This window comes from Pseudomonas sp. GW822-FHT06D10, from assembly GCF_058799535.1.
The window spans coordinates 939,183-951,907 of sequence record NZ_JBXALN010000001.1; the positions used below are offsets into that span (position 1 = coordinate 939,183).

The following is a 12,725-nucleotide window of genomic DNA, read 5'->3' on the forward strand; positions in this document are numbered from 1 at the left end:
ATGCTGAAAAGGAAGGGCTCAGAGCTGTTGTTCCAGCTCGTTCTTCTTGACCTTGCCGGTGGCGGTCATGGGCAGGCTGGCCACCAGGCGGATCTGCGGCACCTTGTAGGCGGCCATCACCTCCAGGCACCAGGCTGCCAGGGCATGCGGGTCCTGGGGCGCATCGGGCTTGAGCACAACGAAGGCCACCGGCTGCTGGCCCCGACGTTCATCGGCGCGGCCGATCACTGCGCTGGCCAGCACCTGCGGGTGCTGGCCGAACAGCGCCTCCAGCTCGCTGGGAAACACGCTCATGCCATTGACCTTGAGCATTTCCTTGCGCCGGCCCAGGTAGCGGATAAACCCTTGTCCGGTGATCTGCCCCAGGTCACCGGTGTGCAGCCAGCCGTCGCGCAGGGCCGCCGCGGACGCCTCCGGGCGCTGCCAGTAACCCTGCAGCAGGGAAGGGCTGCGCACGCACAACTCGCCCTCGGAGCCCAGGGGCAGCAGGGCGCCGCTGTCGAAGTCGCAGACCTTGAACTCGGTGCCCGGCACCGGCAGGCCGACGAAGGTTGGCGCGCTTTTGAGGTCGAAGTCGTCGGTCTGCAGGCCGGCGGTAAAGGTGTCGCAGGTGTGGGTTTCGGTCATGCCGAAGCTGAACTCGAACAGGGTGCAGCCGGTTTGCGCGCGCCAGCGCTGGCGATAGTCCGGGGTGAGCTTCTTGACGAAGGAGATGCAGCCGGTGGCCTTCAGGGAGCTCAGGTCGTAGTCGGCGACGCTTGGGTGCTCCAGCACTTCGGCGGCGCTGTCCACCAGCAGCCCGCAATGGCTGACCCGGTAGTGCGCCACCGCCGCCATGAAACCCAGGGCGTCCCAGCGCGCCAGCAGCACCAGGCGGCAGCCGGCGTAGATGGGAAACAGCAGGCCGGCGTTTTCCCCGGCGATCCAGAACTCGGGAAGGAAATTGAGCAGCACGCTGTCCTGCCTCAGGCCCAAGGCCACCGGCACGAAGCTGGCGCAGGTGTAGAGCATGTCGCCGTGGCTATGAATGCAGCCCTTGGGCATGCCGGTGGTGCCACCGGTGTAGTTCAGTGCGGCCATATCGCCCAGGGCAGGACGGTGGGCCGGGGTGGCGGCGCGACAGGCCTCCAGGGCGGGGAAAAAGTCGATCACCCCCGGGGCCAGGCGCTTGGGCGCCCGCAGCAGGTCCGGCAGGGGAATGCTCGGGGTGGCCGGGCACAACTCGCTGAGGCTGGTGGCCAGGATCGCGCTCAACTCGCAGGCGTCGCTGACCGCCTGCACCACATCCAGCAGTTGGTCGAAGCACAGGATCACCCGGGCGCCGCTGTCCTTGAGCTGATACTCCAGCTCCAGGGTGCGCGCCAGGGGGCTGACCGGCGCGTACACGGCGCCGCACTTGAGAATGCCCCAGAAGCCGATATGCAATTGCGGGCAGTTGGGCAGGTACACCGCCACCCGGTCCCCGGGGCCGATTCCCAGCTCGCCGAGCAAGGCGGCGCACCGGTCGGACAGCCGGTCCAGCTCGGCAAAGCTCAACTGATAGCCATAGAAGTCCAGGGCCACGGCACTGGCTTGCGACTGCGCCCAGGCCCGCAGGTATTCGGTAAGGGACTGCTGGCCCAGGGGGTACTGCGGGGTACGCGGCGCGCCTTCGGGCCAGGCGGCCTGCTGCAGGGCGTGAAGGTGCTGCTGATAGGCCGCAAGGTCCATGGTGCCTCCTGAATTGTTGTTATCGGCACGACCATCTTAGGCAGCGCCCGGGGCACCACAGAACCGACGGTTATTCATCGAGATTCATGAATGCGCTACATGGTTCTGCCGGCGCCGGCCCGCTGCTAGCCTGCTGCGGGTCGAGACTGCGAGGGCACAACCATGAACTCACCGCATGAATGGTCAGGGCTGAGCCGCCTGGACCTGAACCTGTTCCGGGTCTTCGAGGTGGTGTACCAGGAGCGCAACCTGACCCGCGCCGCCTCGGTGCTGCACCTCAGCCAGTCGGCCATCAGCCACGCCCTGGCGCGCCTGCGCGCCCAGCTGGACGACCCGCTGTTCGTCCGCGAAGGCTATGGCGTGGCCCCCACGCCGCTGGCCAAGCAACTGGCCCCGGGGATCCAGGACGCCCTCAGCGGTCTGCGCCGCAGCCTCAACCCGGCCCAGGCCTTCGACCCGTTGCGGGACCGCCGGCGTTTCACCCTGAACATGCCGGAGCAACTGGAGCCGGTGATCCTGCCCTTGATCCTGGCGCACCTGAACCGTGTTGCCCCGCACCTGGAAGTGCGCAGCACCAGCGTGCACTGGGCCGACCTGAAGCTGGAGATGATTGCCGGGCGCATTGACCTGGCCATCGAACTGTCGCGGCTCACCGACCCGCAACTGCAACAGCAACTGCTGCTGCAGGATTCCTTCTGCGTGATGGCCGGCCCCGGCTTCAGCGGCGAACTGACGGTGGAACGCTACCTGGCGGCCGAGCATGTGGCGGTGACCTCCAGGCGCCGGGGCATCTGCGTCGAAGACCTGGCCCTGGGGCACCTGGGGGTGGTACGGCGCATCCGCCAGCACTGCCAGCACTTTCTCACCGCCGCGCAATTGGTGGCCCAGGGCGATGGCCTGCTGACCCTGACCCGCAACAATGCGCAGTTGATCAACGCCGGGCTGGGCAACCGGATTCTCGACATGCCCCTGACCCTGCCCGAGGTCTGCCTCAACCTGTACTGGAGCAAGCAAGTGCAGAACGAGTCGGCCAACCGCTGGCTGCGCGGGCAGTTGCTGGAGCTGGCAGGGCGCAGTTGAACGGTTTGACGCCCGGCCCAAGCGCCGTTGTGCTGTAATTTGCGGCCACATACGCACAAGGAAACCTGTGGATGCACGAGTCCGCCCGTCATATCGTCGATCTGTACCAGCGTCATGCTCGGGCCTGGGACCAGCGTCGCAGGGCCAACCCCGAGGCCTTCGAGGGAGAGCAGGCATGGCTGGAGCGCTTTCGCCGGGTCATGGGGCAGGGCGGCCAGGTGCTGGACCTGGGTTGCGGAGGTGGCGAGCCGATTGCGCGCAACCTGGTCGAACACCAATGTGCAGTCACCGGCGTCGACAGCTCTGCCACCTTGCTGGACCATTGCCGCCAGCGCTTTGCCGGGCAGCAATGGATCCACGCTGACATGCGCAGCCTCGCCCTGGACCAGGATTTTGCCGGCATCCTTGCCTGGAACAGCCTGTTCCACCTGAGCCCGGACGATCAGCGCGCCATGTTCGCCGTTTTCGAACGCCACGCCGGCCCGGGCTGCGCCCTGATGTTCACCAGCGGCCCCGAGGCAGGGGAGGCCATCGGCGAATTCGAGGGCGAAGCCCTGTACCACGCCAGCCTCTCCCCGGGGGAATACTGCACCTTGCTCGACACCCATGGTTTCGAGGTGGTGCAGCACATCAGCGAAGACCCGGACTGCTGCGGGTTCACCGTTTGGCTGGCGCGGGCGATTGACTGGGGATGAAAAAAAACCGGCCCAAGGGCCGGTTTTTCTTCACGCTGCTGTCAGTGCTTCATCATGCTGTGGTCCGGCGCATTCAGCGCTCGGGCTTGGGCTTGGACCTTGATGGTTTCCTTCTCGCCCTTGGCGTTTTCCACGGTCAGGGTCAGGGGCACTATGTCGCCGGCCTTGATCTGGCCGGTGAGCTCCATGAGCATCACGTGGTAGCCGTGGGTGTCCAGGCTGACTTTCTGTCCGGCCGGCAGGGCCACGGCGTCCACTTGCTGCATGCTCATCACGTCGTTGTGCATGCTCGACTGGTGGATCTGCACGTTCTTGGCCACTGGCGATTGCACCTCAACCAGCTTGCTGTCGCTGCTGGCGGTGAGGTCCATGAAGGCGCCGCTGGCGTGCTGGCCGGCTACGGTGGCGCGGACCCAGGCGTTGTCCACTTGGGTCGCGGCGCTGGCGGTGCCGCCCAGGCCCAGCAGGGAAACCAGCAGCAGGGCAGCTTTGAGACGGGATGGGCGCTGTAGGGAATGCATTAACAAACCTCCATGACGGTGAGCAGGTCTTCCGCGCACTCTTGGGCGGTAAGGGACTGGGAAAGCCCCAGGCGCAAGGTGCCCCGGGAGTCGAAGACGAAACTGGTGGCGGTGTGGGACAGGGTGTAGGTCGAGCCGCTGGGGATCTTTTCGTAGAACACGCCGAATTCCTTGGCGGTGGCAGCGGTCTGCTCCAGGGTGCCGTACAGCGCCTCGAAGCTGGGGTCGAAGGACTTGACGTAGGCGTCCAGCACTTCGGGGGTGTCGCGCTCCGGGTCCAGGGTGATGAACACCACTTGCAGGCGGTCGCCATCACGGCCCATCAGCTTCTTGGCCTGGGCCGCGCGGGCCAGGGTGGTGGGGCACACGGCCGGGCACTGGGTGAAGCCGAAGAAAATCATCGGCATCAGGCCGCGGTAGCTGGACAGCGACTTGGTTTCGCCCTGGGAATCGGTGAGTTTGAAGGTGCGGCCAAGAATCTGATTGCTCAGGTCCTTGCCGTATTTGAAGGACAGTCGGGGACTGTTGTCGCAACCGGCGAGCAGGCCCAGGCCAAGCACTCCGGCGCTGGTGAGCAGGGTGCGGCGAGTCAGCAGAACACTCATGAAATAACGCCCTTTGAACAGCCAGACAGGCAAAAACCCGCGCATGGTAACAAACAGACGAAAGCGGCGGCGGGCTAATTAGACCAATGCCTGCGGCCATCGGTCGCAGGTCGGGAAGGGCCGGGGCGTGGCGGCTCAGCTTTCCAGGGCGGCCATCTGCACCAGGGCGCGCACGGCGCTGCGGGTGGCCTGGGTCAGGGGTTGGGGCAGGCGGTCGAGCTCGAACCAGGCCACATCGCTGTGCTTGTGCGGCTCGCAATTGCGCGCCGGCATGGCCGGGGCCGAGGCCAGGTACACCGGTGATACCCAGTGCTCCTGGCGCAGCGGGTCGATCTGGTCGACCACGCACAACAGGCCCACGCCTTGCAGGGTCAGCCCCAGTTCTTCGTGGATTTCCCGGCGCATGGCCTGTTCCACCGGTTCCAGCCAGTCGACCTTGCCTCCGGGCAGGCCCCAGCAACCGGCTTCCGGGTCGCGCAGGCGCTTGACCAGCAGCAGCTGGCCGTCCCGGACAATCGCGACACCGCACCCCAGGCGTGGCTGTTGTTGCATGGCAGGTCCTCCTTGCACTGTTTCGGCGGGGCAGATACCGGGCAATGCCCGGCAGGCCCGTTCACCGTTGCGACAATATCGGCAGCGGCGCTTTCGGCAGATTATTGCTTTGTTGTTTATTTGTAATGACAGTTGGAAGTCACTGCCCGGGGCGTGGATCAGTGACGCCACACAGTGGCGCCGATCACCAGCAGCGCCAGCAGGATCAGCACCACCCCGGTGCCCCGTTCCAGCCAGGGCAGGGCCCGGGCAAAGCGCTCGCGCACCCGGCGGTTGCCAATGGCCAGGGCCACCAGCACGTCCCACAACAGCACGGCGCTGAACATCCACAAGCCATAGACCAGCTTCCAGCCGGCACTGGTCTGGGCCCCCACCAGGGACGCCAGGCTGACATAGAACAGAGCGTTCTTGGGGTTGAGGATGCCAGAGAGAAAGCCCATGCCCAGGCCACGCCACCAGGTGGCCCGGCCCAGCGGCCGGGCTTCGCCGTTGCCGTCTACCGCGGCCAGGGAACTGGCGCCGGCATGGCGGATAAACAGCCAACCCATATAAAGCAGGTAGCCGCACCCGGCCAACTGGATCGCCAGGAACAGCGGGCTGCCTGCCCGAAACACCGAGACCCCGGCAAACGCCAGGACGATAAAGGCACCATTGGCCAGGGCGATGCCCAGGCAGGCGCCGGTGGCCGATCGCCACCCCGCGGCCATGGACATGCGTGCCACCAGGAAGAAATCCGGGCCGGGGGAGAGCAGCGCGAGAAAGTGCGCGGCGGCGACCAGCAGGAACTGTTGAATCATGGGTAGAGCCTTCCAGTGACGTGAAAGCCTGGAAGTCTGCGGCGCCGAGAGAGCCGGGGTATTGAAGAAAATTGCGCGGCCTCAGGCCTTGTACAGGCCCGGGGTTACGCCGACATGAGCCTTGAACACTCGCTGAAAATGCGCCTGATCGGCAAAGCCCAGGCGCTGGGCCAGGGCTGCCGACGCTTCCCCGGCCTGCAGCGAAGCGCGGGCCTGGATGATCCGCTGGTTCAAATGGTAGGCATGGGGCGTCATCCCGGTGGCCGCGCGAAAGGCGCGGATCAACTGGTAGCGGCTGATTCCCGCCAGTTCCGCCAAGTGCTCCAGAGGCCCGGCCAGCTGCGGATCACGCTGGAGGAAATCCACGACCCGGCGCACGCCTGCGCTGGCCCGGGCCGGATCGGCCGCCAGGGCAATCACCGGTTGCTCCCGGGTGGCCAAGGCGCCGATGAACTCGATCAGCGCGGCCTCCTTGTGCTGCCAGCCGGCGCTGGAAAACAACAACTGGTTGAGCCGGCAAAAAGCCTGGTAGAGGCCACTGTCGTGGCTCAGCACGACCTGGGAAAGCGCCGGCCCATGCTGCTGCGCTTCTTCGCGCACAGCGTCCACCCAGCGCGGGTCCAGGTGCAGCATCTGGTAGCTCCAGGCGCTGTCGGGCAGGGGGTTGCAGGCATGGGCGCAATCGGCCGGGACAAACACCACGCTGCCAGCCTGGATCCGGGTCGGGCCCTGGGCGCCGCCGCTGAACACACTGACGCCCCGATCCACGGCACCGATGGACACCGTCGGATGGCTGTGGGCCTTGTAGTTGGCGCGGCTGTCACAGGCCCGGCGGCTTTCGACGTAGGGCAGGTTCGGGTCGCGCCAGAATTGGGCGGTGGAGGACATGGTGCGGATCCGCGAAAGGGCTGTAGAGACCGCGGCGACGCGGTGGGCGGGTTAGCCTAACAGGCCCCCTGGCAGGCTTGCCACAGGGTTGAAGGCCGATGGGAAGCCTTGACCGATCGGAGATTGCCAGCTATTTGATTCAAAAAAATATTTCAATGCTGTTTTTGAATTTCGCCCAGGGCGGAGGACTTTCCTTGGCGCCTTGGCCGCTCCCGTGAAATGCAACCGACCTGAAGCTTGGCTGGAAAGGGACGTCCTGCCGTTTTCATGACCTCTCGATCATGGCCATTACCCCGGCGAAACACTTCGCCCTATGCGTGAGGAACAACAATGAAAAGCTTGAATAGCCTGATGATCGCAAGTGCGCTTGTCATAGGGTTGTGCTCCACGACCCTGGTGGCCGCTGCACCACACTTTTCACCCCAGGGCCCGTTCTACGGCAACAATGGCACCCTCTCGATAAAACTGCCGTCGTCGTTTCAGGCACAGGTCACCTGTGGCATCAGCCTGAGCGGTTCGATCAACACTCAGGATGAAGCCAAGATCCACAGTGTGTTCATCAGCGGTAGCGGAATCTGCAAGTCCTTGCAGGCAAAGAACCTGCCCTGGACCTTGAAACCGGAAAACGTGTTTTCCTTGAAGCTGGAGGGCGTCAGCTTTGTCGTCTCCAATTTCGTGCCTGCCAGCAATTGCGGGGCCAATGACATATTCGTGACCTGGAACGGTCCCTTTCAAAAGTTGAGTGCCTTCAACCAGACCCTCACTGGCAATTGCACACTGGCCACGCTGGATATCACCCTGCAGCCGCCACTGACCCTGGTCCCGTAGCTCCCTCGCGATACCCCGAGCTCCCGGGCCTTGTGGCCTCGGGCGCTCCGGGCACATTGCCTCGGCAGCGTAGAAACCGCTCAGGCACCTTGAAACTTGAAGGCGGGGGTGACCTTGAAGTCGCCGGAATAGGTGGTGGACTGGCCCTTGCCCAAGTCGAGCTTCTTCACCTGGCCCGTAGTGCTTGCGAAGTCGATCTTCTTCAGGTCGACCCAAAAGGTATTGCGGGTCAGTGCCGACTCGAAAAAGTACAGCTTGCGTTGATGGTCCACTACAGTGCGCCAGCGAGTGGAGGAAATATTCGGTTCACCCGGGGTGGAGGTGCCGTAAGGCACAGAGACATTTCTGATCACGCTGAATACGCTGGCCAGGGAGACCTGTGGGCTCTCGTCCTTGGGAATAGCGTTGACATAGAAGGAGGCCCGGGCGAAGCGATCCGCGGCGCGGTTGGTGCCCGGCAACATGACGGTGCCGCCAATGGATTTCCAGTAGGCATTGAGGGCCAGCTGTTCATCAAAGGTCGGGGAGTTGGCTCCCACCTCACCATTGCGCTGCATGCCCTGCGGGAAGAGCCACAGATGGGTCGCCACATCGGTTTTCCAGTCCATGGAACGGGCGGTGATCACGCTCTGGTTGCTCCCCAGGTGGGTCAGCCGGGTGCAGGCCTAGGCGAGGGGCAGGGACAGGATGATACTGCTGAGGGCCAGGACTAAGGCCCTAGGCACGACTTTCCTGGGCAGTGGCAATACCTTCATTACCTTCATGGTGCTGATTCCTGTTTTATTCGGCCGAGAAGGCGCGGGTCTCTGAATTCATACCAGTCTTTTTCCTTGTCAAGAAAGCCCGGAGTGACCTGAAAATCGCCATAACCTCACTTTTAGCACTGCCTATACTGGATTGCGCAGCCGTTTCACCGCAGGACACAGATAAGCAGGAGCGTTTATGACTTTCAGCGAAATAGCCTATGAGCAGTCCGGGCCCGTGGTGATCATCCGCTTCAATCGTCCCGAGCAGCGCAACTGCATCGGCCCGGTCACCCACCGCGAGCTGATCGAGGCCTGGACGCGTTTTCGCGAGGATGACAACGCCCTGGTGGCAATCATCACCGGCACCGGCGACCGAGCCTTCTGCGCCGGCGGCGATCTCAAGGCGGCCGCGCAACTGGTGCCCAGCAGCGCCGAGGAAATGGCAGCCCACGACCGTGGCGAACGCCCGGGCATCATCGGCCCCAGCCGCTGGACCGAGATCTACAAGCCGATCATTGCCGCGGTCAACGGCGTGGCCTATGCCGGTGGCCTGGAGTGGGCCTGTTTTGCCGACATCCGCATCGCTGAAGAACACGCCTCGTTCGGCGTTACCTGCCGGCGCTGGAACATCGGCCTGGCGGATGGCGGCACCCAGCGCCTGCCACGGATCATCGGCATGGGCCGGGCCATGGAACTGATTCTCACGGGCAAGGTGATCGACGCCCAGGAGGCGTACCGCATCGGCCTGGTCAACGAAATAGTGCCCAGTGGGCGCTCCCTGAAACGGGCACTGGAGCTGGCCCATGTCCTGGCCGGCCTGCCGCAACCGGCGATGCGTTCGGACAAGGAAGCGGCCGTGCGCGGCTATGGCTTGCCATTGGCGGAGGGCTTGAAGATCGAAGCGCAGTGCTTCAACCGCTCGATCCATCAACCGGAAACCCAGGAAGGGTTGCGGCGGTTCATCGAGCGCGATCATCCGGATCGGGCCAGCCAGCAGTCGCCCGGGACGCCAGGTATTGTCAGGAACTAACCCCCAGGGCGTTGCGGCCTGCACCCGATGCGGTGCAGACGGCAGGGCTCAGCCTGCTTTCTTGCAGATCATCTCTTCAGCCCCATGGCCCCAAGTGACAGCGGCCTCGCCCTGATGCTCCCGGAAGCTCTCGTTCTGCCCTAGGTAACGTGAGCCGCTGGCAGAGCTGGTCTCCAGCATCAGCGATTGCCGGCCTTTATATAAGGCGGTGAGGGAGGGCGGTTCGGTCTGGAAGAAGGTGACACTGATACGGCCATTGCTCGCGCAATCGAACATGACCGGAGCGGAGGAGGTGACCAGCCCATAACCCGTCTGCAGTTCGACGATGCGCCGACGATAGCTATCAGCCACGCAGGCTTGCTGATCATCGATCTTCCAGCACTCGTCGCGGCCCTTGATCCAGCCACGCTGTTCGGCCTTGAGCACATTGCCGCGCTTGCCGGCATTCTTCAGGGCGTCGCGATAAATAGTGGCCAACTTGCGGTCCAGTGCCGCGAGACCAGGGTTCTGGCAGATCAGTGCGGTTATCGACCCGGTCATCTTCTCACTGCAGTTGAATGAAGGACCTTGTTCGGCCGTTGCCAGAGAAGTGGCCAGCAGGGCCGAAAAAGCGACACTGCTCACCATTGTTCGAAGGGGAAAGCTCATGGGTAACTCCTGATTTCCAATATAACTAAACTAAATATTCATTTAGTTTAGTTATTTATAAGCGTCATATTGTAAGGGCAGGGTAGCTCATCCCGCGAGCCATATCTCGACACCCGGCAGCACTCGGCAAGACCCGCGGCGAGGTGTATTTGATAAAGGGCAGATCGAAGCTATCCTCACCAGGGGCAGCAATATCGATTATTTAAACTGCATATTGAACAACTAGGCAGGAGCCAAGAAACATGACAGGGGAAGATCTGGTCAAGGCAATAGAAAACAACGCAACACTCATGGGGCTGAAGGATTGTCCTTCCGTGCCCATTCAAATGAGCTGCGCTGTCTACGGGAAGGTACAAAATGATGTTGGAAACGATGTCATTACAAATAACGGAAGCATGAAGTACCAAATCGATCAGGCTCTTTTATTTCGCGGCCTGCACTCGGAGACAGCTGTTTGGCACTTTAGTACGGGACCAGTGGTTCATCATTTTGTCGTGATCCCTTGGTACAGGCAGTCAGCCCCTCAAGGGACCGTGTATACGGTATTTATGGCCTACGAAGGAAAGTACCTGCTGGTTAATTATGTAAAACATAACAGCCCGGCCCCTGGTGAGGTTAAAGGCTACAAGACAGCCTGGACGGAAAACGACTTGAGAACCATGCTCTCTGACTTACTCACCAAGAGTAATGCCTGGGAAGAATACTTCGGCAATGTCGGACCGGCCCAGGCGAATATAATCCACTACTACAAATACAAAACAACAACACTAGACTCTGCAGTTTCCAACGTGAGTCGATACAGAGAACTCTGTCGGTAGATTCCTTGGCCGTCCCGGCAATTACCCAAAGCCCACCTTCAATAGTTCGATATGCAGGTGGGCCACAGTCAGCAACCACCTGAGTTTGAAATTCTCCCGCTCGAACTTTGACAGGCGTTACGAATCTCGAAAGACACACACCACGTGTTCGTCCGCAGTCGGAATTCGTGGGTGTCATGCAACTGGAAGTTTTTCGGCCCACGGCCGGTGAAGTCCTGGGTTGGCTACAAGGAGCAAAGGAGTCAGGATTCGTTTGTCCAGGATGTCATTGCGAAGGCCCAGACGCGAGCAACAGCAAAGTGATCGAAGCCTGGCTTCAGAAGCTGTTCCTGAGGGTAGGAAGCGTTGCAGTTGAGCCTGGGTAATTCTTGGGTATCGTGACCCACATGAATGTGTCATATCTACGCATAATGTATATTATGTTAAATAGAATAACTCCAAGGCTCACAGTACCTGAGATCAGCTATCAGGCTTGGATCACGCATCCGGGCGCTTTCGACGCTTTGAATTGGCGTACCCGAGCTGGCCATTTCCAGTTTTCGAAACCACTCACTGCTCAGATCCACCGATGGCTCGCTCTGCACCTATAGGCTTCGACCAAGCCCATGGACCTGACGCAGCGAGCAATCGCATAGCTCCCACCCCATCATTGGAGTGCTTCACCATCGAATCGGATTGGCTGACGAATCCAGTACTCTCATGAAGTCCTGGGTACAGCAAAGACCCTTACAATTTCTTCAGCGCAAGCTGCGTCATAAGATCTGCTTTCATAAAAATCAAAAGCAGTTTCTGCCCCACAGTTGGAAAAATGTTTTTTCACTTCCTTCATCTCCTTCGACGCAAGCCCTTTATCATGTTCTCGTACTTTTTCCAAAAAACTGACTGAAGCTGGCTTTGCGTAAATAAAAATATTGGGTATGAGAACACCTTGCTGCTCCAGCCCTTCAAAGTCTGTAAAAGTCACGGCAAAAAAAACATCTTTACCTGTTGAAACCTCCAAGACTCTTAAAGTATTTAAAACAAACAAAGCGAGCCCTGTCAGAAAATCAGACAACCCGTCGCTGCTCATTTCATCCATCAGGTGCTTTAAGCGACCATACCTTGATACAAGCGGAATCTCTTCAAAGCTTTCATAGCTCTCGAAGAACACGTCCATATCATTGTACGGTTCTTTACTGATTACCTTGTTATAGAGATCTGTAAGCTTCATTTCCAGGGGATACTCCATCCGTCGCAGGATGTTCGGGTGGAACGTCAGGAAGTTCAATCAACGAGGGTACGTTCTGGCTAGAACCACTTTCACTGGGATCGCCTAGCCCTCAAGCTCATAAACCTCGATATCACGACCAACAACATATAGATCCCCTTCTTGGCGCACTTGATCAATAGATACTGGATCAGCATCCAAAGCGTAATTTCCATCAATGTCGACACACCAATACTCGTCAAACTTCAACAGCCGAACCCCCGAGCAAATTGAATTGAATTGATGACCGCTAACTTTCGCGCTCAGCTCTTCGACGCCACGGACAACCACTTTGACTTTCTTCCAAACATCCCCATCAATACGATGATCTCTGGCATGAAATACAACCTGTGCTGCGAGTCGTTCGCCTGGCGCAAAATTAAACTCGAACGACAATAGCAAGCCATCTTCAAAACGGTGAAAAGCTTGTAATACCTCACTTATTTTTTCTGCAGTTTCTGACATTTTCATTTACCTGGTGATTTCTGGCCGTGACTTTCAAGTTGGTTTTTTTCAAGAGGATAGAGTTTGAAACGCCTCATGCCTCGCGTCGCCATGTCC

The 12,725-nt window shown here is 60.6% G+C and carries 14 protein-coding genes and 1 pseudogene; 5 read left to right on the forward strand and 10 right to left on the reverse strand.

Annotation, left to right across the window (positions count from 1 at the left end):
* Positions 1 to 18 precede the first annotated feature (18 nt).
* Entirely contained in the window at positions 19 to 1,710 is a 1,692-nt protein-coding gene (locus tag AC1RL5_RS04140; RefSeq protein WP_492588912.1) for an AMP-binding protein, read from the reverse strand.
* A 162-nt stretch (positions 1,711 to 1,872) separates the two neighbouring features.
* Here AC1RL5_RS04140 and AC1RL5_RS04145 point away from each other — a divergent pair, with 162 nt between their 5' ends.
* Both AC1RL5_RS04145 and AC1RL5_RS04150 read left to right on the forward strand, forming a co-directional pair.
* Positions 1,873 to 2,790, forward strand: a complete 918-nt coding sequence (locus AC1RL5_RS04145; protein WP_011061315.1) for a LysR family transcriptional regulator — start codon at positions 1,873 to 1,875, stop codon at positions 2,788 to 2,790.
* A gap of 71 nt (positions 2,791 to 2,861) precedes the next feature.
* Entirely contained in the window at positions 2,862 to 3,485 is a 624-nt protein-coding gene (locus tag AC1RL5_RS04150) for a class I SAM-dependent methyltransferase (RefSeq protein WP_093403232.1), read from the forward strand.
* A 41-nt stretch (positions 3,486 to 3,526) separates the two neighbouring features.
* On the opposite strand, the gene AC1RL5_RS04155 is transcribed toward AC1RL5_RS04150, so the two are convergent.
* From AC1RL5_RS04155 to AC1RL5_RS04175, 5 genes are all read right to left on the reverse strand, one after another.
* Positions 3,527 to 4,006, reverse strand: coding sequence for a copper chaperone PCu(A)C (locus tag AC1RL5_RS04155; protein WP_072450321.1), 480 nt, complete (start codon positions 4,004 to 4,006; stop codon positions 3,527 to 3,529).
* On the reverse strand, positions 4,006 to 4,611 hold the full coding sequence (locus AC1RL5_RS04160) for an SCO family protein (protein ID WP_011061312.1): 606 nt from the start codon (positions 4,609 to 4,611) through the stop codon (positions 4,006 to 4,008). The genes AC1RL5_RS04155 and AC1RL5_RS04160 overlap by 1 nt, the downstream gene beginning before the upstream one ends.
* Positions 4,612 to 4,746: 135 nt before the next feature.
* The gene (locus tag AC1RL5_RS04165; protein WP_072450322.1) at positions 4,747 to 5,163 is read right to left on the reverse strand and encodes an NUDIX hydrolase; all 417 of its coding nucleotides are present in this window, start codon (positions 5,161 to 5,163) and stop codon (positions 4,747 to 4,749) included.
* A gap of 158 nt (positions 5,164 to 5,321) precedes the next feature.
* Complete coding sequence (locus tag AC1RL5_RS04170; RefSeq protein WP_204840248.1) at positions 5,322 to 5,957, reverse strand: LysE family translocator; 636 nt, start codon at positions 5,955 to 5,957, stop codon at positions 5,322 to 5,324.
* An 84-nt stretch (positions 5,958 to 6,041) separates the two neighbouring features.
* A complete protein-coding gene (locus AC1RL5_RS04175; RefSeq protein WP_492588910.1) occupies positions 6,042 to 6,848 on the reverse strand; it encodes a helix-turn-helix domain-containing protein in 807 nt (268 codons plus the stop codon).
* Between the two features lie 330 nt (positions 6,849 to 7,178).
* On the opposite strand from AC1RL5_RS04175, the gene praB reads away from it, so the two are divergent.
* The gene (gene praB / locus AC1RL5_RS04180) at positions 7,179 to 7,676 is read left to right on the forward strand and encodes an alkane oxidation protein activator PraB (RefSeq protein WP_072450324.1); all 498 of its coding nucleotides are present in this window, start codon (positions 7,179 to 7,181) and stop codon (positions 7,674 to 7,676) included.
* An 80-nt stretch (positions 7,677 to 7,756) separates the two neighbouring features.
* Here the strand turns inward: praB and AC1RL5_RS04185 are convergent.
* Positions 7,757 to 8,440: pseudogene (locus tag AC1RL5_RS04185) on the reverse strand (linear amide C-N hydrolase).
* 178 nt (positions 8,441 to 8,618) lie between these two features.
* On the opposite strand from AC1RL5_RS04185, the gene AC1RL5_RS04190 reads away from it, so the two are divergent.
* The gene (locus AC1RL5_RS04190; RefSeq protein WP_015635615.1) at positions 8,619 to 9,452 is read left to right on the forward strand and encodes an enoyl-CoA hydratase/isomerase family protein; all 834 of its coding nucleotides are present in this window, start codon (positions 8,619 to 8,621) and stop codon (positions 9,450 to 9,452) included.
* Positions 9,453 to 9,500: 48 nt separating this feature from the next.
* Here AC1RL5_RS04190 and AC1RL5_RS04195 read toward each other — a convergent pair whose 3' ends face one another.
* Positions 9,501 to 10,100 (reverse strand): MliC family protein, encoded by a 600-nt coding sequence (locus AC1RL5_RS04195; RefSeq protein WP_492588908.1) that lies wholly within the window; start codon positions 10,098 to 10,100, stop codon positions 9,501 to 9,503.
* 242 nt (positions 10,101 to 10,342) lie between these two features.
* Between AC1RL5_RS04195 and AC1RL5_RS04200 the strand changes: the two genes are divergently transcribed.
* Positions 10,343 to 10,918, forward strand: coding sequence for a hypothetical protein (locus tag AC1RL5_RS04200; protein WP_145712053.1), 576 nt, complete (start codon positions 10,343 to 10,345; stop codon positions 10,916 to 10,918).
* Positions 10,919 to 11,615: 697 nt separating this feature from the next.
* Here the strand turns inward: AC1RL5_RS04200 and AC1RL5_RS04205 are convergent.
* Both AC1RL5_RS04205 and AC1RL5_RS04210 read right to left on the reverse strand, forming a co-directional pair.
* Entirely contained in the window at positions 11,616 to 12,128 is a 513-nt protein-coding gene (locus tag AC1RL5_RS04205) for an Imm15 family immunity protein (protein WP_492588906.1), read from the reverse strand.
* 102 nt (positions 12,129 to 12,230) lie between these two features.
* On the reverse strand, positions 12,231 to 12,635 hold the full coding sequence (locus AC1RL5_RS04210) for a hypothetical protein (protein WP_492588904.1): 405 nt from the start codon (positions 12,633 to 12,635) through the stop codon (positions 12,231 to 12,233).
* Positions 12,636 to 12,725 lie beyond the last annotated feature (90 nt).

Excerpts from the sequence above, each read along its gene's own strand:
- AC1RL5_RS04140 (WP_492588912.1), bottom strand. The coding sequence starts at position 1,710 with ATGGACCTTGCGGCCTATCAGCAGCACCTTCACGCCCTGCAGCAGGCC.
- AC1RL5_RS04145 (WP_011061315.1), top strand. The coding sequence starts at position 1,873 with ATGAACTCACCGCATGAATGGTCAGGGCTGAGCCGCCTGGACCTGAAC.
- AC1RL5_RS04150 (WP_093403232.1), top strand. The coding sequence starts at position 2,862 with ATGCACGAGTCCGCCCGTCATATCGTCGATCTGTACCAGCGTCATGCT.
- AC1RL5_RS04155 (WP_072450321.1), bottom strand. The coding sequence starts at position 4,006 with ATGCATTCCCTACAGCGCCCATCCCGTCTCAAAGCTGCCCTGCTGCTG.
- AC1RL5_RS04160 (WP_011061312.1), bottom strand. The coding sequence starts at position 4,611 with ATGAGTGTTCTGCTGACTCGCCGCACCCTGCTCACCAGCGCCGGAGTG.
- AC1RL5_RS04165 (WP_072450322.1), bottom strand. The coding sequence starts at position 5,163 with ATGCAACAACAGCCACGCCTGGGGTGCGGTGTCGCGATTGTCCGGGAC.
- AC1RL5_RS04175 (WP_492588910.1), bottom strand. The coding sequence starts at position 6,848 with ATGTCCTCCACCGCCCAATTCTGGCGCGACCCGAACCTGCCCTACGTC.
- praB (WP_072450324.1), top strand. The coding sequence starts at position 7,179 with ATGAAAAGCTTGAATAGCCTGATGATCGCAAGTGCGCTTGTCATAGGG.
- AC1RL5_RS04190 (WP_015635615.1), top strand. The coding sequence starts at position 8,619 with ATGACTTTCAGCGAAATAGCCTATGAGCAGTCCGGGCCCGTGGTGATC.
- AC1RL5_RS04195 (WP_492588908.1), bottom strand. The coding sequence starts at position 10,100 with ATGAGCTTTCCCCTTCGAACAATGGTGAGCAGTGTCGCTTTTTCGGCC.
- AC1RL5_RS04200 (WP_145712053.1), top strand. The coding sequence starts at position 10,343 with ATGACAGGGGAAGATCTGGTCAAGGCAATAGAAAACAACGCAACACTC.
- AC1RL5_RS04205 (WP_492588906.1), bottom strand. The coding sequence starts at position 12,128 with ATGAAGCTTACAGATCTCTATAACAAGGTAATCAGTAAAGAACCGTAC.
- AC1RL5_RS04210 (WP_492588904.1), bottom strand. The coding sequence starts at position 12,635 with ATGAAAATGTCAGAAACTGCAGAAAAAATAAGTGAGGTATTACAAGCT.